Raw genomic sequence first — 20837 nt, 5'->3', positions numbered from 1 at the left:
TCGCTGCAACTGGAACCGAAGAGGAACGACCATGCTGAGCCGTACCGCCGATCATCTGTTCTGGATGGCCCGTTATATGGAGCGGGCCGAGAACACCGCGCGCATGCTGGACATCAATCTCAAGGCGCTGCTGCTGCCGGGCAATGCCGACGACGAGGCGCGCACGCATCGCGCGATGCTGCGCATCTCCGAGCTCGACGCGGCTTTCGACGCGCGTCACGAGAAGGTCACGCGCGCGAACGTGCTCGAATTTCTGGTCGCGGACCCGACCAATCCGTCGAGTATCTATTCGTGTCTGCAGGCCGCGCGTGAAAACGCGCGCGCCGTGCGCGGCACGCTTACGACGGAGTGGTGGGAAACGGTCAACGACACCTGGCTGCAGTTTCACGAGCTGCTGCGAACCGACGAATTGAGCACGCATCCGGAAACGCTGTTCGAATGGGTGAAATTCCGCTCGCATTTGTCGCGCGGCGTGCGTGTGGGGACAGCGTTGCAGGACGACGCGCTGTTCTTCACGCAGCTCGGCACCTTTCTCGAACGCGCCGACAACACCGCGCGCATTCTCGACGTGCGTTTCGTGGAAGTCGATAACGCCGATTCGCGTTCCGCCGCGCGTCAGCTCGAAGACTTCTATTACTGGACTTCGATTCTGAGTTCGGTGTCGGCGCTCGAAATCTATCGCAAGGTCTATCGCGACGTGGTCACGCCGGCGCGCGTGGTCGAACTGTTGATCCTCAATCAGCAGATGCCGCGTTCGCTGCTCGCGTCGATGGACGGCGTGTGCGCGAATCTCGCGATGCTGCGCACGGACACGTCGAAAGAGGTCGAGCGCACGGCGGGCAAGCTGCGCGCCGAACTGCTCTATGCGGATCTGCGGCAGATTTTTTCGGTGGGCGTGCATACGTTTCTCACGCAGTTCCTCGCGCGCGTCTACGAACTCGGCAACCAGGTGGCGCGTACCTATCTGATGCTGCCGGTGGGTTAGACGGGCGCGCGTGGATCGATATCTTTTTCGTCTTGATGTGGTTCTTGTTGCCGTTTTGTTGAAGGACTTTCGCCATGCAACTCGCGATTCGCCACGACACCGTTTATCGCTACGATGCGCCCGTGCATTATTCGATCCAGCAGTTGCGCCTCGCGCCGCTCACCACGTCGAGCCAGATCGTCACGCAATGGCATGTCGATGCTCCGGGCAAGCTCGACGCGAGCCGTGACGCCTACGGCAACACGCTGATGACGCTGGTGCTCTCGAAGCCGCACAACGAGATCCGGCTACGCGTGCGCGGCGAAGTGGAGACGGTGCCGCTCGCCGACGGTCGGTTGCCCGAAGGCGAGGGCCCGATTCCCGCCGAGCATTTCACGTCGCCCACGCGCCTGACCGAAGCCGACGACGCGCTCGCCGCGTTCGCGCACAGCCTCGCGCCGCTCGACAGCGCGGCCGCGCTGCTCGAGGCGGCGGCGCGCGTGACCGAGCGCGTGTGCTACGAAGCGGGCGTGACAGACGTCACGCACACGGCCGCGGATGCGCTCGCGATCGGGCGCGGCGTGTGTCAGGACCACGCGCACGTGATGTTGGCGCTGTGCCGCGCGCGCGGCGTGCCGGCGCGCTACGTGAGCGGCTATGTCGATCCCGGCGACGTGCCGGAGATGGCGAGCCACGCGTGGGTCGATGTCTGGCTCGACGGCGGCTGGGTCACGGTGGACGTCACGCATGCGTGTTTCGCGAGCGAGAAGTACTGCCGCATTGCCGTGGGCCGCGACTACGAAGCGGCGGCGCCGGTGCGCGGACGCCGCATCGGCGGACTGAACGAGACGATGGACGTGAACGTGCGCGTCAGCGCGCAGAGTGCACTGAGTGCGCAGCAATAGTTTTCTCGATATCGGAAAGGAAACTCAAGGAGACGACGCGTGTTTCGCATCGGCAACATCCGGTGCGTAGAGCGCGCGTCGAGGGAACAGCATGACCTACTGTGTAGCCATGGCCGTCGACGACGGCCTCGTTTTTCTCGCGGATACGCGTACCAACGCGGGCGTCGATCACATCAGCACGTCGCGCAAGATGGCCGTGTTCGAGGAGCCGGGCGAACGCGTGCTGGTGCTGCTCGTGGCCGGCAATCTGGCGATCACGCAGGCGACGCTACAGGTGCTCACCGAGCATCAGGACCCGGCGCGGCCCACGCTCTGGAACGTGCCGGGCATGGTCGAGGCGGCGCGGCTTGTCGGCGAGGCGGTGCGCGAGGTGCATCGGCGCGACGCCGAGGCGCTCAAGGCCTTCAACGTCGATTTCAATTGCAGCTTCATCCTCGGCGGGCAGTTGCGCGGTCAGCCGATGCGGCTGTTCCAGATCTACGCGGCGGGCAATTTCATCGAGACGTCGAGCGTCAATCCGTATTTCCAGATCGGCGAATCGAAGTACGGCAAGCCGATCATCGATCGCGTGCTGACGCCGCGCACGCCGCTCGACGAGGCTGCGAAATGCGCGCTCATTTCGATGGATTCCACCTTGCGCTCGAATCTTTCGGTGGGTTTGCCGCTCGATTTGCTCGTCTACGAGCGCGATGCGTTGCGCGTGACTCGCTATGCATCGCTCGATGAATCGAACGCCTATTTCGACATGCTGCATTCGACGTGGGGCGAGCGGCTGCGTCAGGTGTTCAGCGAGATTCCCGATCCGCTCTGGACCGATGGCGGCAGCGCGCCGCGTCACGAGCGCGTGGATCTGCCGATCGTCGCGCGGCCCGCGCACGACGGCGGCGGCACCGAGCCGCGTCTTGCGCAGACGCTCGCGCAAGGGCCGCAGCCCGGGCTGCCGCCGCGTAACACCTGACGCCTGATCCTTCGGCAGCTTCGGGCACGTCAGGCGCATCGGGGCACGTCGGGGCATGTCGGGGCATGTAAGGCCGCCGAACCGTCATGCGTGCGTCGCTTGCGCCGACGCACGCGGTATCCTCCCGTGAGACGTGTAGCCCGCGCGCGGCGCGCAGCCCGTGCGACTTTCGACCGGACACAGGAGACAGGTTCATGAAGCACGACGACCCGAAGCCCGAGGACCCGCACGAAGCAGGCGGCCCGATGAGCGATCAGGGCAACGCACACGGCCCGAGCGGCCCCGACGATCCCACGCGTCGCCGCGTGCTGGGCGGCCTCGCGGCGGTGGGCGTGGGCCTCGCGATCGGCGGCTGCGAGACGACCGGGCCGGGCGCGACCGGCACGATGGGCTCGACGGGCACGACGGGCGGACCCGGTGCGCCGCGCAGCGCGGCCGACGCGCGCGTGGATGCGGCGTTGCGCGACCAGGTGCGCCACATCGTCGTGATCTACGCCGAGAACCGCAGCTTCGTGAACCTGTACGGCGATTTTCCGGGCGTGCAGACGCCGCTTGCCGGTGTCGGCGCAGCGCGCTATACGCAGCTCGACCGCGACGGCAAAACCGCGCTCGCGCAGTTGCCGAAGATCTGGGGCGGGCTCGTTCCGCAGGCGCAGGAAGTCGGCGGCCGGCGCTACATGATCGACGAGCAGGCCATCACGGGGCTGTCGAACGGGCCGTTCCGCATCGCCGACGCGCAGGGCCGGCCGCTGCCGAACGGCGTCATCACGCGCGACCTCGTGCATCGCTTCTATCAGAACCAGATGCAGATCAACGGCGGCCGCAACGACCAGTTCGCCGCGTGGGGCGACTCGGGCGGGCTCGTGATGGGCTATTACGAGAATTCGGCGGACTCGCTGAGGCTGTGGAAACTCGCCCAGCAATACACGCTTTGCGACAACTTCTTCATGGCTGCGTTCGGCGGTTCGTGGCTCAACCACATCTTCCTGATCTCTGCGCAGGCGCCGTTCTATCCCAACATCCAGGCGAGCCCGGCGAAGCATCTGGTTTCCGTGCTCGATGGCGACGATCCGCTCGGCACGCGTCTGAAAACGGCGGCGGCGAGTCCGGCGTCGGCGCTCGGCGGCCCGCCGAAGTTCGTGAACGACGGCCTGTTCACGCCCGACGGCTACGCGGTCAACACGATGGCGCCGCCGTATCAGCCGAGTAGTGTGCGTCCGGCCGAGGACGGCAATGCGGCGTGGGCCGATGCCGCCGATCCGCGCGTGTTGCCGCCGCAAACCTACGCGACGATCGGCGACCGGCTGTCGGCGAAGGGTGTCGACTGGGCGTGGTACAGCGGCGCCTGGCAGTACGCGCTCGACCATCGCGATACCGGCGCGGTGCCGGATTTTCAGTATCACCATCAGCCCTTCAACTACTTCGCGAGCTTTGCGCCGGGGACGGCGGAGCGCGCGCGGCACCTGCGCGACGCGGGCGTGGGCGACGATCCGGCCACCAACCGCCTGCTCGCCGACATCGACGCGGGCCGTCTGCCGACGGTGACCTTCTACAAGCCGCAGGGCAATCTGAACATGCACGCGGGCTATGCGGATGTGGAGTCGGGCGACCGGCACGTGGCCGCCGTCATCGAGCATCTGCAGCGCAGCCCGCAATGGGCCAACACGGTGATCGTCATGACGCACGACGAGAACGGCGGCTGGTGGGATCCGGTCGCGCCGCCCACGGGCGACCGCTGGGGACCGGGCTCGCGCATTCCGGCGCTCGTGATCGCGCCGTTCGCGAAGCAGGGTTACGTCGATCACACGTTCTACGACACGGCGTCGATCCTGCGCTTCATCAGCCGCGTGCACGGCCTCGCGCCGCTCGACGGCGTGGCGTCGCGCGACCGGGCGTTTGCCGAGCGCGGACAGACGCCGCCTGGCGATCTGACGGCGGCGCTCGATCTGGCCTGAGGTGAGCGAAGAGAGGTAATCGAACGCGAAGCGGGGAGGCGAGCGCCTCGCCCGCGCGAGCGGTGCTCATCGCAGACGCAGTTGCCGCTTTCGTGACTGGAGCGACTAACTGTCCGTCCGATCAATGGGTTGGCGTAATCTCCAGGAGGTTATCCCCAAAGTTTTCAACAAAAACTGTGGACAACTTTTTTGCGCAAAAAACGTGCATTTCTGCTGCTCCCGGTGCGCTTCTCTTTTTCTGTCAATGACTTAGGTGAAATGTCCCAAGGTTGCCCACAAGGCTGTGAACAAAATCTGTGGACAAGCCGCGCGGGGACGTGGCGCCTGGCGCCCGATCTGCTCTGATTGGAAACGTCGTGAACAAAACGATATGCATCAGGCACTTGGCGCACTCGTCCCAGGGTTACGCACAGGGCTGCCAACAAAATCTGTGGAGAACTTTGTCGCGTGGTGCGGGAGCGGGCGAAGGCGGGCTTCGTGTGTAGGGCGAGGGGAGCGGCGCTGTCAGGCATCAGCCGCCTGCCAGACCAGCGCCACCGTTTGAAGAACGATGAGCGCGCGGGAAGTGGGCGTCCAGAGCGACGTTTTCACATTGGGCGCGCAACGCCAGGCGCAGACCATCCATAGAAACAGTCCGGCCGCATAAAGCATGACGACGACCAGCAATGCGAGCGTCGACGCCTCGGCCTGCACGCACGCGCGCAGGATGAAACCGGCAACGAGGCCGTAGGGGAGTCCGAGGAGCCACCAAACCTTCCAGCACCGTTCCTGACCGCGCCATGCGTTGATAAGCATCTTTGCCTCCTGTGCAAGTGGTCTTTGATCGTAAACCGATCTCAAAACTATGGATTGCCAGGTAGTACGCAGCCTGAAAGGTGATAGAGGTCAATATCGCGATAGCCCGTGACACTAAGCTTCCCGTTTCCTGCTCAAAAGCGAGGTTCACGATGCGCCTGACTCCCGGTGTGGTGTTTCTGGTTTGTTGCGGTGTACTGATTGTCTGTGCCGCCCTGTCGCTTACTTCGACAGACATCGTTCCCATCTTCGCGGTAACGGTGACGGCAGGGACCATCGGTGTGGGCTGCCTCTTCTGGATGCAGTATGTCCGCGAGCGTCGCTGGTTCTAGCCGCTTTCCGTGTGCCGACCCGGCGGCGGTTTTTTGCACCTGCCGTCGGGGCACGCCGTGTGTGATGGCATCACGGATGCCGCTGCGATCAACCAGGGTGCGGTCACTTTCGCAATCCAGCCCAAACGCTTCTCCGCGCAGCAAGCGCCCATATTCATTCCGGGGCCCTCATCGACTGCCACAAGCGATTTGTAAAAGCGGCCGCCGGCGCATTTCGCCCTGCAAATATTGCAACACGCCTGACTCACCTCAGCCCACCCAGATGCTGATATCGGTAACACCACGGTTGCAAGCATCCACCGTTCCACCCGATAATCGCAGTCGATACGCCTGACGACGCACCCCAAGCGTCGCGGCCTTCCCCTCGCCACTACCCGTCGCGCCGTGCTCAAAAACTCGCGCTTTGTCGGTCTTCTGCATATCCCCGGTTTCCTGCCGCTTGCCGGCGCCACCCTGATGCTCGGCGTGGCGATGTCGTTCACCGCGCCCTATCTCTCGCTATTCGGCGTCGAGCGCGCGGGCATGACGCCGCTGCGACTCGGCCTGTTCATGACGACGATCGCCATGAGCGGCGTGATCGCCAGCACGGCGGCGGGCCGCTGGAGCGACGCCACCGGCAAGCATCGGCCGCTGTTGCTCGCCTCGCTATGCGCGGCCACGCTCGGCTATATCTCCCTGTGCATCGTGCGCGACTACCGGCTGCTGCTCGTGGTCGGCATCGCGTTCATCGGCGCGGGCGGCTGCGCGTTGTCGCTGGTGTTCTCGTTCAGCCGCGCGGCGCTGCCCTGCGCGGACGATGCCGAACGCACTTTCGCCAGCGCGACGCTGCGCACGATTCTCTCGGCGGCGTGGGTGTTCGGCCCGGCGGTCGGCGCGCTGGTGCTGGCGGCCACGAGCTTCTACGGCCTCTTTCTGTTCGCGGCGGCGAGCTTCGCGGCGTGCGGCTTCATCGTCTGGCGCATGCGCGAGCCGCGCGCCGACGAGCACGCCACCCAACATCTGATGACGCGTCCCACGGCGCAGGAAGTCGCCCAGGAAATCGCCGAGGAGGCGATCGCGCCGTACGAAGGGCAGCCGCTCACGCAGGCGGAAGTGCAGCCCGCCGTGAAGCAGCGCGTGCGCGCAGACGCGCCCGAAGCCACGCAAAAAGACATCATGCGCGCCGTCGTGGCGCTCACGCTCATCGGCCTCGCGGCCAACGCGACGATGATCGTGCTGCCGCTCTACATCGTGCATGGGCTGGACGGCACGCGCATCGACGTTTCGATCATGCTCGGTCTCGGCGCGTTCATGGAAATCCCGATGATGCTCGCGCTCGGCGCGAAGGCCTCGAAGCTCAACAAGCCGAACTGGCTCGCGGCGTGTGCGGTCGTGCACGCGGTGTACTTCGCGTCGATGGCGGCGGCGCCCGGTGTGCATTCGCTCATCCCGATGCAGATTCTCAACGCATTCGTGGTGGCCGTGACGTCGTGCCTCGGCATGACCTACGTGCAGGATCTGATGCCCGAATCGCCGGGGCGCGCGACGGCGCTGTTCTTCAATGCGTCGCGGCTCGGTTCGATTCTTTCCGGCGTGCTGTCGGGCTTGCTCGTGCAGGCCTTCGGTTATCGCGGCACGTTCCTGTTCTGCGGTGTGCTGGCGCTGTGCGCGCTCGTGCTGTTCGCGGTGCCGGGCGAGCAATATCCGAAGATGGCGCGCGCGCTGCGCCGGTTCGTGCGGGAGCGCGTGGCGTCGCGTACGCGTCGCGACTGAGCGGCGTCGCGGTTATCCGGCTGATTGATCAGGCATCCGAATCAATTGTTCACCAAGGCAAAGCGGCGCGATCGACGCGCCGCTGCCTGAATCTTCCCGCGTGGCGTTACTGTGCGGTTTCCGTCAGGCGAATTGCGTTCGTGCTGCCGGTTTCATCGGCGAAATCTTCGGCGTCGACATCGTAGCCCGACGGTTCCCAGCGCACCGCGAGCAGCGCCGCGAGACCGGCGAGCGGCGCGATGGCGATGATCCAGAACACGCGCGTGCTGAGCGCGGCGGCGAGCACGGGGAACAGGAACAGCGACACCGTCGAGCTTGCGCGCATCAGCGTCTGGTTCAGGCCGACGCCCACGCCGCGCAGCGACGTCGGGTAGCCGAGCGAGGCGAACGTCATGCTGTGCGAGCCAGGCCCGATGCCCTGGCCGAACAGGAAGGCGGCGAGCATCGCGACGGCGCTCACGACTTCCGGCGTCGTCGACGGCTTGCCGACGATCGCGAGGCCCACGAGCGCGCAGAACTGGATCGTGTAGCCCCAGACCGTCATCTTCCACGCGCCGAAGCGCGGCACCGTGCGCACGGCGATCAGGCCACCGACGAACGCAAAACCCAGGTTGAGCGCGAGCGAGGCGAGGATGGTGGTGAGCATCGACTGCGCGAGGAAGCTCGAGATGATCACGGGCAGGCCGAACGCGACCGCGTTGTACGCGAACGAGGAGGCCACGCCGATCACGGTCGCGAGCGTCGTGCGTCGCGCGTAGACGCCGCGCATCAGCGCGCCGTAGTTCTTCCACGACGCCACGCGTGCGGGTTTCGCGGCGGCCGCCTGACGTGCTTCCGGCGCGACTTCGGCGTCGATGCCGTAGGAGCGTTTGAGGATGCGCGCGGCATCGGCGAGATCGCCCTGGTTCGCGGCCCACACCGGCGACTCGCTGATATAGCGGCTGCGAATCGCGATGATGACGAGCGCGGGCACCGCGCCGAAACCGAGCGTCAGGCGCCACAGCAGGTGCGAGTGCGAGGCGGGCAGCGTCGAGTACAGCGCGAGCACGAGCAGATACGAGACGCTGATCGCCGCATACCAGACGGGGCACCACATCGCCACGCGCGCGGCTTTGTTGCCGCGTCCGGCGAGGCGCGAGAACTCGGCGAGGAAGGCCATCGCCACCGGCAGGTCGATGCCGACGCCGAGGCCCATCACGAAGCGCGCGCCGCCCAGCACCCATGCGTTGGGCGCGAGCGCGCAGGCGATCGCCGCGACCACGAAGAAGAACATGTCGGCCATGAACACGCGGTAGCGGCCGATGCGGTCGGTCAGGAAGCCGCCGAGGAACGCGCCGACGATTGCGCCGAAGGTGATCGCCGAGGCCACGAAGCCGGTGCCGGCGGGCGTCAGTGAGAATTCGCGCGCGACGTCCTTGAGGCCGAAGGCGAGGGCGCCCAGGTCGTAGGCGTCGAGGAACACGCCGCCCAGCGCGATCGCGACGACGATGCGTGCGTTGCTGCCGGGCGCGCCGCCCGCGTTGACGAGCCGCGAGACGTCGGCGGCGCTGCGGATGAGCGGACGGCCGGCGTGGGACGAAGAGGAAGCCGAAGCAGGGGCGGAAGCGGACGAAACGGACATGCGAGGCGGGGCGGCAACGAGGAGCAACGAAAACTGCGGGCGGCGCAATGCCGGTCGAAGGCGCAGATGCTACCGGCGACGGCGCGCGCGCCCAAATCGTTTTTGGTTATGAGCTCATGCCTTGCGAGGCCGGTGTCCGGGCCGGACGCGTCGCGGGCATGACGACTGGCGTTGCAGGGAGCCAGTCAGCGCACAGAATCAGTGCATATAGGTCACGCGGCGCGCGCGGTCGCTCAGTTGCACGCCGGCGTCGAGCAGCGCGATGGCGAACCAGCGCGCGGTCTTGAGCATGCCGCTCACGCTCGGCGTCGGCAGCCAGTCGTTGAGCAGCTGCACGGCGGCTTCGCTGCGCGTCGATTGCAGCAGCGCGATCACCTGCAGGAGCGAGCCTTCGTCCTTGGCCAGCTCCGAGGCGCAGCGGCAGCGCGTGTCGAGCGGGCGGCACGACGCGCGGCACAGCGTACCCATCAGCAGATCGAAGTGGCCGATGCCGTCGACGGCGATACCGGCGTCGGCCAGCACGCCACGCCAGTTTTCGTCCTTGGCGTAGGCGTCGCAATGCGGACGCAGCCAGGTGCGCACGGCGCGCAGCACGGTTTGCTCGGCGCTGTCGGGATGATGGACGAAGGTGTCGTCGATCAGGGTGTCGTTTCTCGTAAACGGGGCGGTGTAGTTCATGGAGCCTCCGGCGAACGGTCAAGCGTGGCGCGGACGCTCCGCGCTCACATGATTCGGAGCCGGTCTCGCCGGCATGGGCTCCATGATGCGGCAATTTTTTATCAAATGCAAATGATTCTCATTTGATATTTAATGCGCATGGCGGGAGGAAGATGAACCGGACCGCGGCGTTCGTCGGAGCGGGGCGCCGTTTCGGCTGGGCGGAAAGGACTCTTCCAGGCGGCCCGCTTAATTCGGGGTCCGCAACCCGCTACAGTGCGCCCATGCGTGTTCCAGCGTCGCTGGCGCATCGTGAGAGTTTGGCCCCTGCCCGCATACGGCAGGGGCTTTTTTTTGCGCTGCGCAAACGGTCGCAAGGTGGGGCTGGAACGTCTTTTCGACGCTCGCGGCGGACCGCTCTCTCTGCCTAAGTAATTGAAACGAAAGATACAAGTAATGTATTATTCAGCCCGCGCTGCGCGACAGCATGCCGCGCCAGGTGGGGCTTGCGAGGTCGAAACAGGTGATTTCGGAGTAAAAAGCGGGCTTCAGAGGCCGTTTTGTCGTTTTTCTTCGTAGTATAATTGCTAATAAAAACAATGACTTGCATCAATCTTCGATCCGGCTCGCATTGTTGCGCTGCAAAAGTTCCGTATTCCGATTACCCTCGTTAACCCTTGAACGTGTGTTGCATTTCGCCGCTCAGCTGACAAAGACATTACAGCCAGCCCGGTTCGATTTTCACCCCGCGTCAATCTTTCAAATTGCTTGCGCCCGGGCGGCGCGCTGTCGAAGCTATTTGCTCCGCATTTTTAAGGTCCTGTTGAAATGCAATCCGTTCCATTTCTGAGTCTGGCGATCTGGATTCCCATCCTGTTCGGCGTGGCTGTGCTGCGTCTGGGGTCGGACCGTCATCCGCAGCGCGCGCGCTGGCTTTCGCTGATCGGCTCCCTCGTCGGTCTGCTGCTGACGCTGCCGCTCATCAGCGGCTTCGACAACCACGAAGCCGGCATGCAGTTCGTCGAATTCCGCAACTGGCTGCCCGAGTTCGGCGTGGCGTGGCGTCTGGGGATCGATGGCATTTCGATGTGGCTCGTCGTGCTTACCGCGTTCACGACGCTGGTGATCGTGATCGCCTCGTGGGAGTCGATCACCGTGCGCGTCGCCCAGTACTTCGGCGCGTTCCTGATCCTCTCGGGCCTGATGGTCGGTACCTTTGCGGCCACGGACGGCATGCTGTTCTTCGTGTTCTTCGAAGCCACGCTGATCCCGCTGTACCTGCTGATCGGCACGTGGGGCCACGCCCGCCGCACGTACGCCGCGGTCAAGTTCTTCTTCTTCTCGTTCGGCGGCTCGCTGCTGATGCTGCTGTCGATGCTGTATCTCTACAGCCAGTCGCACACCTTCGACATGTCGGCGTGGCATAACCTCACGCTCGGCTTCGTCCCGCAGGTGCTGGTGTTCATCGGCTTCTTCGCGGCCTTCGCGGTCAAGGTGCCGATGTGGCCGTTCCACACCTGGCTGCCCGACGTCCACCTCGAAGCGCCCACCGGCGCGACCGTGCTGATGGCCATGCTCAAGCTCGGCGGCTACGGCTTCCTGCGCTTCACGCTGCCGATCACGCCGGACGCCGCGCACTTCTTCGCGCCCGTGATCATCACGCTGTCGCTGGTGGCGGTGGTGTACTCGAGCCTGCTCGCGCTCGCGCAGACCGACATGACCAAACTGCTCGCGTACTCGACGGTCGCCCACATGGGTCTCGTCACGCTGGGCCTGTTCCTCTTCAACCAGATCGGCACCGAAGGCGCGATCGTTCAGATGATTTCGTACGGCTTCGTCTCGGGCGCGCTGCTGCTGTCGGTTGGCGTGCTGTTCGACCGTACCAAGACGCGCACGATCGCGGCTTACGGCGGCGTGGTCAACGTGATGCCGCGCTACGCGACGTTCATGATGCTGTTCTGCATGGCCAACGTCGGCCTGCCGGGCACCTCGGGCTTCGTGGGCGAGTTCATGGTCATCATGGGCGCGATCCGCGTGAACTTCTGGATCGGTGCGATCGCCACGACCACGGTCGTGCTCAGCGCCGCGTACACGCTGTGGATGTACAAGCGCGTGATCTTCGGCGCGGTGGCGAACAAGAGCGTCGCGAAGCTGGCTGACATCGGCCGCCGCGAAACGCTGATCTTCGCGTCGCTCGCCGCACTGGTGCTGGCGGTGGGCATCTATCCGAAGCCCATGACCGACGCGATCGAGCTCTCGGCCGCGAACCTCGTCGCTCAGGCCGGCCGCACCAAGCAGCCGACCGACGAAGCCGCGAACGCCAACACGGATGCCGTGCGCGCCGGTTCGGCCGGTGCGGACGTGCGTGCGGTTTCGCTGACCGAGCGTTCGCCGACGTAAGCAGCACGTTCACTGTAGTTAAAGAATGACGACGCACGCGCGCGCCGTCCCGCGAGTGTTCGCGGCACGGCGCGCGTGTACGTTCAAGAGTTTCCGAATTGCAAGATTCGGGAAAAAAGCCGCGGCGAGTCTGCGTTGGAATAAGGGCAGGGCATGACGTGCGTGTGTTGATGAGGCGCGACGAACCTCGCGAACACATGTGACAAAGTGTCTCACTTTTGTTTTGACAAAGATCATTTTCAACATTCATTGATTGTTATTGATCAAAGCGGCTGTATGATGCGGTCGCGCTTCCTTTGCGTGATGTCAGGGGTAGTGCCCGGAACTATTCAATGAATGAAATTCAGGCAAACGTGATGAAAAGAACAACCTTTCAAAGGTTATTGCTTCCCGTCAGCGCCGGATTGGCCATGTGTCTTTCCGGCTGCAACATGGAAGTCCTCGACCCCAAAGGGAGCGTGGGCATGGCGGAAAAGTCGCTGATCGCGACCTCCACCTGGGCCATGCTGATCGTGGTGATCCCCGTGATCATCCTGACGCTGTGGTTCGCGTACCGCTACCGCGCTTCCAACCGCAACGCCACCTACGCACCGAAATGGTCGCACTCGACGGCGATTGAAATCGTCGTCTGGACGGTCCCCACACTGATCATCCTGTTTCTCGGCGTGCTCACGTGGAAGACCACCCACGAGCTCGACCCGTACAAGCCGCTCGAATCGAACGTCAAGCCGATCAACGTCGAAGTTGTGGCGCTCGACTGGAAGTGGCTGTTCATCTATCCGGATCTGGGCATCGCGACGGTGAACCAGCTGGCCGTGCCCGTCGGCACGCCGGTGAACTTCAGCATCACGTCGGATTCGGTGATGAACTCGTTCTTCATCCCGCAGCTTGGCACCCAGGTCTACGCGATGGCAGGCATGCAGACCCGTCTGCACCTGATCGCCGATCACGCTGGCGATTACGCCGGTCTGTCGGCGAACTTCAGCGGCAAGGGCTTCTCGGACATGAAGTTCCGCACGCTCGCCACGAGCCAGCAAGACTTCGACGCGTGGGTTCAGAAGGTCAAGGCGTCCTCGACGCAGCTTTCGATGGACCAGTACGCGACGGTCGCGCAGCCGAGCGAAAAGGCGCCTGTTGAGTACTTCTCGACGGTGGATCCGAAGCTCTTCAACAACATCATCGCGAAGTACAACAACGGCCACGTCACGAATTTCAGTGACCCGTCCTGCGTGACCAAGGGGTAATCCAAGCATGTTCGGAAAACTTACACTGGACGCCATTCCGTATCACGAGCCGATTATTCTCGGCACGATGATCGGGATGGCAATCATCGGCGCATTCGTGCTCGGTGGCGTCACTTACCTCGGTAAGTGGAAATATCTGTGGACCGAGTGGCTGACGAGCGTCGACCACAAGCGTCTGGGCGTGATGTACATCGTGCTCGCCCTGATCATGCTGCTGCGCGGCTTCGCCGACGCCATCATGATGCGTACCCAGCTCGCGCTGGCGTACAACGCGCCGGGCTACCTCCCGCCGCACCACTACGACCAGATCTTCACGGCTCACGGCGTGATCATGATCTTCTTCATGGCCATGGCTTTCATGGTTGGCCTGATGAACATCGTGGTGCCGCTGCAGATCGGTGCGCGCGACGTCGCGTTCCCGTTCCTGAACTCGCTGTCGTTCTGGATGACCGCCGTTGGCGCGATCCTGCTGATGATCTCGCTGGTCGTCGGTGAGTTCGCCATGACGGGCTGGCTCGCGTATCCGCCGCTTTCGGAGCTGGCATACAGTCCAGGCGTCGGGGTCGACTACTACCTGTGGGCGCTGCAGATCTCGGGTGTCGGCACGCTGCTGACCGGCGTGAACTTCTTCGTCACCATCATCAAGATGCGTGCCCCCGGCATGACGCTGATGAAGATGCCGGTGTTCACGTGGACGGCGCTGTGCACGAACGTGCTGATCATGGCCGCGTTCCCGATCCTGACCGTCACGCTCGCGCTGCTCGGCCTGGACCGTTACGTCGGCACGCACTTCTTCACGAATGACGGCGGCGGCAACGCCATGCTGTACCTGAACCTGATCTGGGCTTGGGGTCACCCCGAGGTGTACATCCTGATCCTGCCGGCGTTCGGTATTTTCTCGGAAGTCGTTGCGACCTACGCGAAGAAGCCGCTGTTCGGTTACACCACCATGGTCTACGCGACCTGCTCGATCATGGTGCTCTCGTTCCTCGTGTGGCTGCATCACTTCTTCACGATGGGTTCGGGCGCCGACGTCAATGCGTTCTTCGGCATCATGACGATGATCATCGCGATCCCGACGGGCGTGAAGATCTTCAACTGGCTGTTCACGATCTACCGCGGTCGCCTCGAGTTCACCTCGCCGGTGCTGTGGACGCTCGGCTTCATGGTCACCTTCACCATCGGCGGCATGACCGGCGTGATGATGGCGATCCCGGGCGCGGACTTCGTGCTGCACAACTCGCTGTTCCTGATTGCTCACTTCCACAACGTGATCATCGGCGGCGTGCTGTTCGGCTACCTGGCCGGCTTCAACTACTGGTTCCCGAAGGCGTTCGGCTTCAAGCTGAACGAAAAGCTGGGCAAGCGCGCGTTCTGGTTCTGGCTCGTGGGCTTCTACGTTGCATTTACGCCGCTGTACGTGCTGGGCTTCATGGGCGCAACCCGCCGTCTGAACCACTACGACAATCCGGCATGGCATCCGTGGATGGTCATCGCCTGGGTTGGCGCCGTGCTCGTGGCAATCGGTATCGCTCACCAGCTGATGCAGCTGTACGTGTCGATCCGCGACCGCAACCTGCCGGAAAACCGCGACCTGACGGGCGATCCGTGGGGTGGCCGTACGCTGGAGTGGTCGATGTCGTCGCCGCCGCCGGTCTACAACTTCCCGGTTATCCCGAACGTGTCGGAACTCGATGAATTCCATCACCTGAAGGAAATGGGCCGCGAAACGCCGGACGTCGCGAACACGCATTACACCGATATCCACATGCCCTCGAACACGAGCGCAGGTCTGTTCATCGGTTTCTTCAGCCTGGTGCTCGGCTTTGCTGGCATCTGGCACATCTGGTGGCTCATGATCGTCGGCTTCGTCGGTATTCTCGGCACGGCTATCGCTTACAGCTTCCAGAAGAACGAAGGCTATTACATCCCGGCCGCCAAGGTCCGGGCGGACGAAGAAGCGCGTAGTCGCGCACTGGTCAAGGCGTTTGCTGACAAGCAGCGCGGTGGCAAGGTTGAAGAAGCACTGGAGGCCAACTGATGTTGACGAAAACTGGTGCGGCCGCACTTGCGGAGCACGATCACCACGATCACCCGCCGTCACACTCGGTGTTCGGTTTCTGGCTGTACCTGATGACCGACTGTATTCTGTTCGGCTCGCTGTTCGCAGTGTTCGCCGTGATGCAGAATCAGTTCGCAGGCGGCCCGACGGGTAAGGATCTGTTCGACATCCAGGGCGTGGCGATGGAAACGGCAGTGCTGCTGCTGTCGTCCATCACCTACGGTTTCGCCATGATCGGCGCGCACAAGCAGCGCAAGGGTCAAGTGCTGGTCTGGCTGGCGATCACCTTCCTGCTGGGCGCGACGTTCCTGTACTTCGAACTGCATGAGTTCGCGCACATGATCGCCGAGGGCAACGGCCCGCAGCGCAGCGCCTTCCTGTCGTCGTTCTTCACGCTGGTCGCCACCCACGGTATCCACGTGACGATGGGCATGATCTGGATGATCGTCCTCATGGTTCAAGCCGTGAAGGCGCCGGTGCTGGGCGAGCGCGAAATCCGCCGCCTCGCGTGCCTGAGCCTCTTCTGGCACTTCTTGGACATCGTCTGGATTTGCGTGTTCTCCTTTGTTTATCTTGCGAGCGTGATCTAAATGAGTGCTCATTCCATCCATGAAGAAGAAAGCCATGGCAGCGTAGCTAGCTACGTGGCAGGTTTCGTCCTGGCGGTGGTGCTCACGGCCGCTTCGTTCTGGCTCGTGCTGCACGGCGGCTTCCCGCGTGAAACCGCGCTGCTCGGCCTCGCCGTGCTGGCTGTGGTGCAGATCGTGGTCCATCTCGTGTTCTTCCTGCACATGAACACGTCGTCGGGCCAGCGCTGGAACGTGACGGCATTTGGCTTCACGGTGTTGACGGTCCTGATCGTGGTCGTCGGTACGCTGTGGGTCATGCACAACGTCAGCATGAACATGATGTCGCGTTGATTTTTCAATCAGCGATATCGGCTTGATCCGCATCCGGCGTTCGCGCCGGATCGCAAACAAGCAAAACGCCGCCTGGGCTTGCGCCCGGCGGCGTTTTTCTTTTGCGGCATGCCGACGTGCTTTCGCGTGTTCAGGCGCCGAAGCGCTGGCGCACGATCGCGGCGACGGCGCGGCCGAGCTTGTGATGCTGATCGGCCTCGTAGTGGATGCCGTCGGTCGCGCTGACGGTGGCGACTTCGCCGGCGTCGAGAAACGCCGAGCCGTGCTTGACCGCCACGCGCTCGTAGAGCGGCGCGAGCAGCCGCGATTTCGCCGCGCCGCCCGTGAAGATCGCGCCGAGAAAGCCGACCTCGTCGATTGGCACGGGCGCCATCAGCAGGACGTGCGGCGTCGCGCCGCCCGGGCCCGCGCGGCAGGCGACCAGGGTTTCGAGCAGGACGTCGACGGAATGGGCGATGTCGGCGGGCGTGACCGAAAAGCGCGTCTTGAGGTCGTTGGTGCCGAGCATGAGCACGACTACGTCGACGGGCAACTGGCTTTCGAGGCACGGCCGCAGATACGCGAGGCCGTTCTTGTGGCGGCCCTCGATCGGGTCGTCGTGGACGGTGGTGCGCGCGGGCAGGCCTTCCTCGACGATCTTCCAGCCGCTGCCCAGCGTCTCGGCCAGCACGCCGGGCCAGCGGTCGGCGGGGGCGAATCGTTCGAGCACACCGGGAAGATTGAGCGGCTTGGTGCCGTGCGTGTTGGAATCGCCGTAGCAGAGCAGGGTGCGTGGGGTCATGAGGCTACGCTCCAGAATGAGTGCGGGTGAAAGTTTCCGATACGAAACAGCTGGGCGGCGGGCTGCACAACAGGACGGCGAGACGTGTGCTGAAAGCTTGCGCCAAAAACCCCATTGACGATCGGGAGAAGCCTAGACGACTGGTCTAATCGGGCTGTAACATGCCCTCCCATGAATGCAGCGCCAGCCGTGGAAGTGCGGCAACACATCCTCGATACCGCCATGCCCATTTTGCTGGGCAAGGGCTTTTCGGCCGTCGGTCTCAATGAGATCCTGGCGGCGGCCGGCGTGCCCAAAGGGTCGTTCTATCATTATTTCGGTTCGAAAGAGGCGTTCGGCGAAGCTTTGCTGACCTTCTATTTCACCGAATATGCGGAACGCCTGGAGGCGCAACTCGTGCGCGCGCCCGGCACGGCGCGCGAGCGTCTGATGCGTTATTTCGAGGAATGGCGCGCGATGCAGTGCGCGGACGGCCCCGACGGCAAGTGCCTCGCCGTGAAGCTGGGCGCCGAAGTCAGCGACCTGTCGGAGCCAATGCGCGTGGTCCTGCGTCGCGGCACCGACGAGATCATCGGGCGCATCGCGGCGTGTATCGAAGAAGGACTCGCGGACGGTTCGCTCGAAGGCGTGCGCAACGCCTCGGGCACGGCGGGCACGCTGTACGAACTCTGGCTGGGCGCGACGCTGATGGAAAAAATCCGCCGCGACCGCAGCCCGCTCGATTCGGCCATGGCGACCACGCGCGCCTTGTTGAACCTGCCGCCCGCAACGTGATCGAACGCGCAGCGGCGTCATCGTAGCGCCCGCGTCGCAATCCCCATCCATAGAGACAGAGACAGCGCCGCTTGCCGGGCGCAGCAAAGAGGGCCGCTTCATGCGGCGAAGGTCTAGACGACCGGTCTAATAACGCGCGCTTGCGGAGCAATATGCACACATGGACCGGTTCCGAACGGACGCGCAAGCGCCCGGACATCACCGAACAAGGAACGCCGATGAAGGTACTGATCGTTTTGACTTCGCACGAAGACCTCGGCAACACGGGCAAGAAGACGGGCTTCTGGCTCGAGGAATTCGCCGCGCCGTACTACGCGCTGCGCGATGCCGGCGCGCAGCTCACGCTCGCGTCGCCCAAGGGCGGCCAGCCGCCGCTCGATCCGAAGAGCAGCGATCCGTCCGCACAGACCGACGCCACGCGCCGCTTCGACACGGACGCCGCCGCGAAGGCCGAGCTGGCCAATACGCAGCGTCTCGCCGATATCGACGCGAGCGACTTCGACGCGGTGTTCTATCCGGGCGGCCACGGCCCGCTGTGGGATCTCGCCGAAGATCCGGTCTCGATCGCGCTGATCGAAAAGACGCTCGCGGCGGGCAGGCCGGTCGCGGCCGTGTGCCACGCGCCGGGCGTGTTGTGTCACGTGAAAGGCGCCGACGGCAAGCCGCTCGTGGCGGGCAAGTCGGTCGCCGGTTTCTCGAACAGCGAGGAAGCGGCCGTGGGGCTGACCGATGTGGTGCCGTTCCTCGTCGAGGACATGCTCAAGCGCAACGGCGGCCGCTACACCAAGGGCCCCGACTGGGCGCCGCACGTCGCCGTCGACGAGCTGCTCATCACGGGTCAGAACCCGGCTTCGTCGGAGCCGGTCGCCGAAGCCTTGCTCGCCGCGCTCAAGCGCTCATGAGCGGTTGACGCAGGCGGCGCCGGCATTCTGCGCGCCGCCTGCGTTTTCACACACCTTTTCCTTTCGGCAACGCCTTGTGCCGCGCGCGACGCGGCGGGGCGCGTGCGTGCCACCTGCGTGCCGCCGAAAGCACCATTTCGCGTTTTCGCGTTTCCGTTTCATCGCGGGTGAGCGCCGCGCCCATCGCATCCGTTGCGATCCGCGTTCGGCTGAACCCATTTTTCATGTGACCGGACCCCGGCGCGTGTGCGCCGCTCCGATCGACACAGGAGAGCTGTTGATGTCTGCATTGTTCGAACCGTTCAAGCTCAAGGACGTATCGCTGCGCAACCGTATCGCCGTGCCGCCGATGTGCCAGTACATGGCCAACGACGGCGTGATCAACGACTGGCACCACGTTCACTACGCGCAGATTGCGCGCGGCGGCGCGGGCGTCGTGATCGTCGAAGCCACGGCGGTGTCGCCGGAAGGCCGCATCACGCCGGGCTGCACGGGTATCTGGAATGACGAGCAGGCCCAGGCGTTTGTGCCGACCGTGAAGGCGATCAAGGCGGCCGGCTCGGTGCCGGGCATCCAGATCGCGCACGCGGGCCGCAAGGCGAGCGCGAACCGTCCGTGGGAAGGCGACGATCATCTGCCCGAAGGCGATCCGCGCGGCTGGCAAACCATCGCGCCGTCGGCGATTCCGTTCGGCGCGAATCTGCCGAAGGTCCCGAAGGCGATGACGCTCGACGATATCGCGCGTGTGCGCGAGGACTTCGTCGCCGCCGCGAAGCGCGCGCTCGACGCGGGCTTCGAATGGCTCGAACTGCATTTCGCGCACGGCTATCTGGGTCAGAGTTTCTTTTCGGAACATTCGAACCAGCGCGACGACGCCTATGGCGGCAGCCTCGAAAACCGCAGTCGTTTCCTGCTGGAAACGCTCGCGGCCGTGCGCAAGGTCTGGCCGGAACATCTGCCGCTGACGGCGCGTTTCGGCGTGATCGAGTACGATGGCCGCGACGAGCAGACGCTCGCCGAGTCGATCGAACTCGCGAAGAACTTCAAGCGCGAAGGCCTCGACATGCTGAGCGTGAGCGTCGGTTTCTCGACGCCGACGGCGCAGATTCCGTGGGCGCCCGCGTTCCTCGCACCGATCGCGCAGAAGGTGCGCCGAGCGACCGGTCTGCCGGTGTCGTCGGCATGGGGCATCGGCACGCCGGAACTGGCCGAGCGTTCGGTCGCCTCGGAGCAGCTCGATCTCGTGATGGTGGGCCGCGCGCATCTCGCGAACCCGCATTGGCCGTACTTCGCCGCGCAGCAGCTCAACGTCGAGCGCGCCGCGTGGACGCTGCCCGCACCGTACGCGCACTGGCTCGAACGCTACAAGGCCTGAGCGCGCCTCGCACCGGTCGGCAGGTTGCCGATCGGAAACTTCGTTGACGACAGGAAACAACGATGAGCATCTACATCTTTGCAAGCATTACGCCGAAGGCCGAACACGTTGCCGACCTCGAAGCGGTACTGCGCAATATGGTGGTCCATTCGCGCCGTGAGCCGGGCAATCTGCGTTACGACCTGCTGCGTCGCGCGGACGGCACGCCGGGCTTTCACGTCTACGAAACCTATGCGGATGAAGCGGCCATTCAGGCACATCGCGACAGCCCGCATTACGTGGCGTTTCGCGCGCAAATCGGCGAGTGGCTGGCCGAGCCCGTGGACGTCAAGGTGCTGACGGGCGTGGATATCGCGGCCTGATGGGCGCCTGATTTTGCTGCCTGATTTGGCGTCTGCGTAGTATAAAAAAACGCCGGGCTTTCGAGCCCGGCGTTTTTT

General features: G+C 64.2%; 18 protein-coding genes. 14 read left to right on the top strand and 4 right to left on the bottom strand.

The annotated features are described in order from the left end of the window. The first annotated feature begins 31 nt into the window (after positions 1-31). The 4 genes from SB764_RS24895 to SB764_RS24880 all read left to right on the top strand — a co-directional run bounded on the left by SB764_RS24895 (position 32) and on the right by SB764_RS24880 (position 4782). On the top strand, positions 32-985 hold the full coding sequence (locus SB764_RS24895; protein WP_065064970.1) for an alpha-E domain-containing protein: 954 nt from the start codon (positions 32-34) through the stop codon (positions 983-985). A gap of 74 nt (positions 986-1059) precedes the next feature. After that, on the top strand, positions 1060-1869 hold the full coding sequence (locus SB764_RS24890) for a transglutaminase domain-containing protein (RefSeq protein WP_074985879.1): 810 nt from the start codon (positions 1060-1062) through the stop codon (positions 1867-1869). Between the two features lie 91 nt (positions 1870-1960). Beyond that, on the top strand, positions 1961-2827 hold the full coding sequence (locus SB764_RS24885; RefSeq protein ID WP_065064972.1) for a proteasome-type protease: 867 nt from the start codon (positions 1961-1963) through the stop codon (positions 2825-2827). Positions 2828-3072: 245 nt separating this feature from the next. Further along, the gene (locus tag SB764_RS24880) at positions 3073-4782 is read left to right on the top strand and encodes an acid phosphatase (protein WP_410865382.1); all 1710 of its coding nucleotides are present in this window, start codon (positions 3073-3075) and stop codon (positions 4780-4782) included. A gap of 504 nt (positions 4783-5286) precedes the next feature. Here the strand turns inward: SB764_RS24880 and SB764_RS24875 are convergent. Continuing rightward, entirely contained in the window at positions 5287-5577 is a 291-nt protein-coding gene (locus tag SB764_RS24875; protein ID WP_065065965.1) for a hypothetical protein, read from the bottom strand. A gap of 716 nt (positions 5578-6293) precedes the next feature. Here SB764_RS24875 and SB764_RS24870 point away from each other — a divergent pair. After that, the gene (locus SB764_RS24870; RefSeq protein ID WP_205995636.1) at positions 6294-7661 is read left to right on the top strand and encodes an MFS transporter; all 1368 of its coding nucleotides are present in this window, start codon (positions 6294-6296) and stop codon (positions 7659-7661) included. Between the two features lie 106 nt (positions 7662-7767). Here the strand turns inward: SB764_RS24870 and SB764_RS24865 are convergent, their stop codons facing one another. Both SB764_RS24865 and SB764_RS24860 read right to left on the bottom strand, forming a co-directional pair. Next, positions 7768-9282 (bottom strand): MFS transporter, encoded by a 1515-nt coding sequence (locus SB764_RS24865; protein WP_321905094.1) that lies wholly within the window; start codon positions 9280-9282, stop codon positions 7768-7770. 198 nt (positions 9283-9480) lie between these two features. Further along, positions 9481-9960: a hypothetical protein gene (locus tag SB764_RS24860; protein ID WP_065065961.1), complete on the bottom strand. Its 480-nt coding sequence runs from the start codon at positions 9958-9960 to the stop codon at positions 9481-9483. Positions 9961-10767: 807 nt separating this feature from the next. Here SB764_RS24860 and SB764_RS24855 point away from each other — a divergent pair. The 5 genes from SB764_RS24855 (at position 10768) to cyoD (ending at position 16565) form a co-directional block, all read left to right on the top strand. Continuing rightward, positions 10768-12339, top strand: coding sequence for an NADH-quinone oxidoreductase subunit M (locus SB764_RS24855; RefSeq protein WP_110328588.1), 1572 nt, complete (start codon positions 10768-10770; stop codon positions 12337-12339). A gap of 356 nt (positions 12340-12695) precedes the next feature. Then, positions 12696-13583: a ubiquinol oxidase subunit II gene (cyoA, locus tag SB764_RS24850; protein ID WP_065065976.1), complete on the top strand. Its 888-nt coding sequence runs from the start codon at positions 12696-12698 to the stop codon at positions 13581-13583. 7 nt (positions 13584-13590) lie between these two features. Further along, complete coding sequence (gene cyoB / locus SB764_RS24845; protein ID WP_065065959.1) at positions 13591-15624, top strand: cytochrome o ubiquinol oxidase subunit I; 2034 nt, start codon at positions 13591-13593, stop codon at positions 15622-15624. Beyond that, positions 15624-16235 (top strand): cytochrome o ubiquinol oxidase subunit III, encoded by a 612-nt coding sequence (gene cyoC / locus SB764_RS24840; protein ID WP_074985895.1) that lies wholly within the window; start codon positions 15624-15626, stop codon positions 16233-16235. The genes cyoB and cyoC overlap by 1 nt, the downstream gene beginning before the upstream one ends. After that, a complete protein-coding gene (cyoD, locus tag SB764_RS24835) occupies positions 16236-16565 on the top strand; it encodes a cytochrome o ubiquinol oxidase subunit IV (RefSeq protein WP_065065957.1) in 330 nt (109 codons plus the stop codon). It begins immediately after the preceding gene. Between the two features lie 130 nt (positions 16566-16695). Here the strand turns inward: cyoD and SB764_RS24830 are convergent, their stop codons facing one another. Further along, on the bottom strand, positions 16696-17346 hold the full coding sequence (locus tag SB764_RS24830; RefSeq protein WP_176081172.1) for an SGNH/GDSL hydrolase family protein: 651 nt from the start codon (positions 17344-17346) through the stop codon (positions 16696-16698). 171 nt (positions 17347-17517) lie between these two features. Here SB764_RS24830 and SB764_RS24825 point away from each other — a divergent pair, with 171 nt between their 5' ends. From SB764_RS24825 to SB764_RS24810, 4 genes are all read left to right on the top strand, one after another. Continuing rightward, positions 17518-18120: a TetR/AcrR family transcriptional regulator gene (locus SB764_RS24825; protein WP_065065955.1), complete on the top strand. Its 603-nt coding sequence runs from the start codon at positions 17518-17520 to the stop codon at positions 18118-18120. Between the two features lie 218 nt (positions 18121-18338). Beyond that, positions 18339-19022, top strand: coding sequence for a type 1 glutamine amidotransferase domain-containing protein (locus tag SB764_RS24820; protein WP_110328590.1), 684 nt, complete (start codon positions 18339-18341; stop codon positions 19020-19022). A 280-nt stretch (positions 19023-19302) separates the two neighbouring features. Continuing rightward, entirely contained in the window at positions 19303-20397 is a 1095-nt protein-coding gene (locus SB764_RS24815; RefSeq protein WP_065065953.1) for an NADH:flavin oxidoreductase/NADH oxidase, read from the top strand. A gap of 62 nt (positions 20398-20459) precedes the next feature. Then, a complete protein-coding gene (locus SB764_RS24810) occupies positions 20460-20759 on the top strand; it encodes a putative quinol monooxygenase (protein WP_065065952.1) in 300 nt (99 codons plus the stop codon). Positions 20760-20837: the final 78 nt, after the last annotated feature.

This window comes from Paraburkholderia sp. SIMBA_027, from assembly GCF_046535315.1.
In the GTDB taxonomy this organism is placed as follows: Bacteria; Pseudomonadota; Gammaproteobacteria; order Burkholderiales; family Burkholderiaceae; genus Paraburkholderia; species Paraburkholderia tropica.
Note: the sequence above shows the minus strand (reverse complement) of the source record. Positions and strands in the feature narration are given on the sequence as shown.

Coding starts and splice junctions, on each gene's coding strand:
- SB764_RS24895 (WP_065064970.1), top strand. CDS start 32: ATGCTGAGCCGTACCGCCGATCATCTGTTCTGGATGGCCCGTTATATG.
- SB764_RS24890 (WP_074985879.1), top strand. CDS start 1,060: ATGCAACTCGCGATTCGCCACGACACCGTTTATCGCTACGATGCGCCC.
- SB764_RS24885 (WP_065064972.1), top strand. CDS start 1,961: ATGACCTACTGTGTAGCCATGGCCGTCGACGACGGCCTCGTTTTTCTC.
- SB764_RS24880 (WP_410865382.1), top strand. CDS start 3,073: ATGAGCGATCAGGGCAACGCACACGGCCCGAGCGGCCCCGACGATCCC.
- SB764_RS24875 (WP_065065965.1), bottom strand. CDS start 5,577: ATGCTTATCAACGCATGGCGCGGTCAGGAACGGTGCTGGAAGGTTTGG.
- SB764_RS24865 (WP_321905094.1), bottom strand. CDS start 9,282: ATGTCCGTTTCGTCCGCTTCCGCCCCTGCTTCGGCTTCCTCTTCGTCC.
- SB764_RS24860 (WP_065065961.1), bottom strand. CDS start 9,960: ATGAACTACACCGCCCCGTTTACGAGAAACGACACCCTGATCGACGAC.
- SB764_RS24855 (WP_110328588.1), top strand. CDS start 10,768: ATGCAATCCGTTCCATTTCTGAGTCTGGCGATCTGGATTCCCATCCTG.
- cyoA (WP_065065976.1), top strand. CDS start 12,696: ATGAAAAGAACAACCTTTCAAAGGTTATTGCTTCCCGTCAGCGCCGGA.
- cyoB (WP_065065959.1), top strand. CDS start 13,591: ATGTTCGGAAAACTTACACTGGACGCCATTCCGTATCACGAGCCGATT.
- cyoC (WP_074985895.1), top strand. CDS start 15,624: ATGTTGACGAAAACTGGTGCGGCCGCACTTGCGGAGCACGATCACCAC.
- cyoD (WP_065065957.1), top strand. CDS start 16,236: ATGAGTGCTCATTCCATCCATGAAGAAGAAAGCCATGGCAGCGTAGCT.
- SB764_RS24830 (WP_176081172.1), bottom strand. CDS start 17,346: ATGACCCCACGCACCCTGCTCTGCTACGGCGATTCCAACACGCACGGC.
- SB764_RS24825 (WP_065065955.1), top strand. CDS start 17,518: ATGAATGCAGCGCCAGCCGTGGAAGTGCGGCAACACATCCTCGATACC.
- SB764_RS24820 (WP_110328590.1), top strand. CDS start 18,339: ATGAAGGTACTGATCGTTTTGACTTCGCACGAAGACCTCGGCAACACG.
- SB764_RS24815 (WP_065065953.1), top strand. CDS start 19,303: ATGTCTGCATTGTTCGAACCGTTCAAGCTCAAGGACGTATCGCTGCGC.
- SB764_RS24810 (WP_065065952.1), top strand. CDS start 20,460: ATGAGCATCTACATCTTTGCAAGCATTACGCCGAAGGCCGAACACGTT.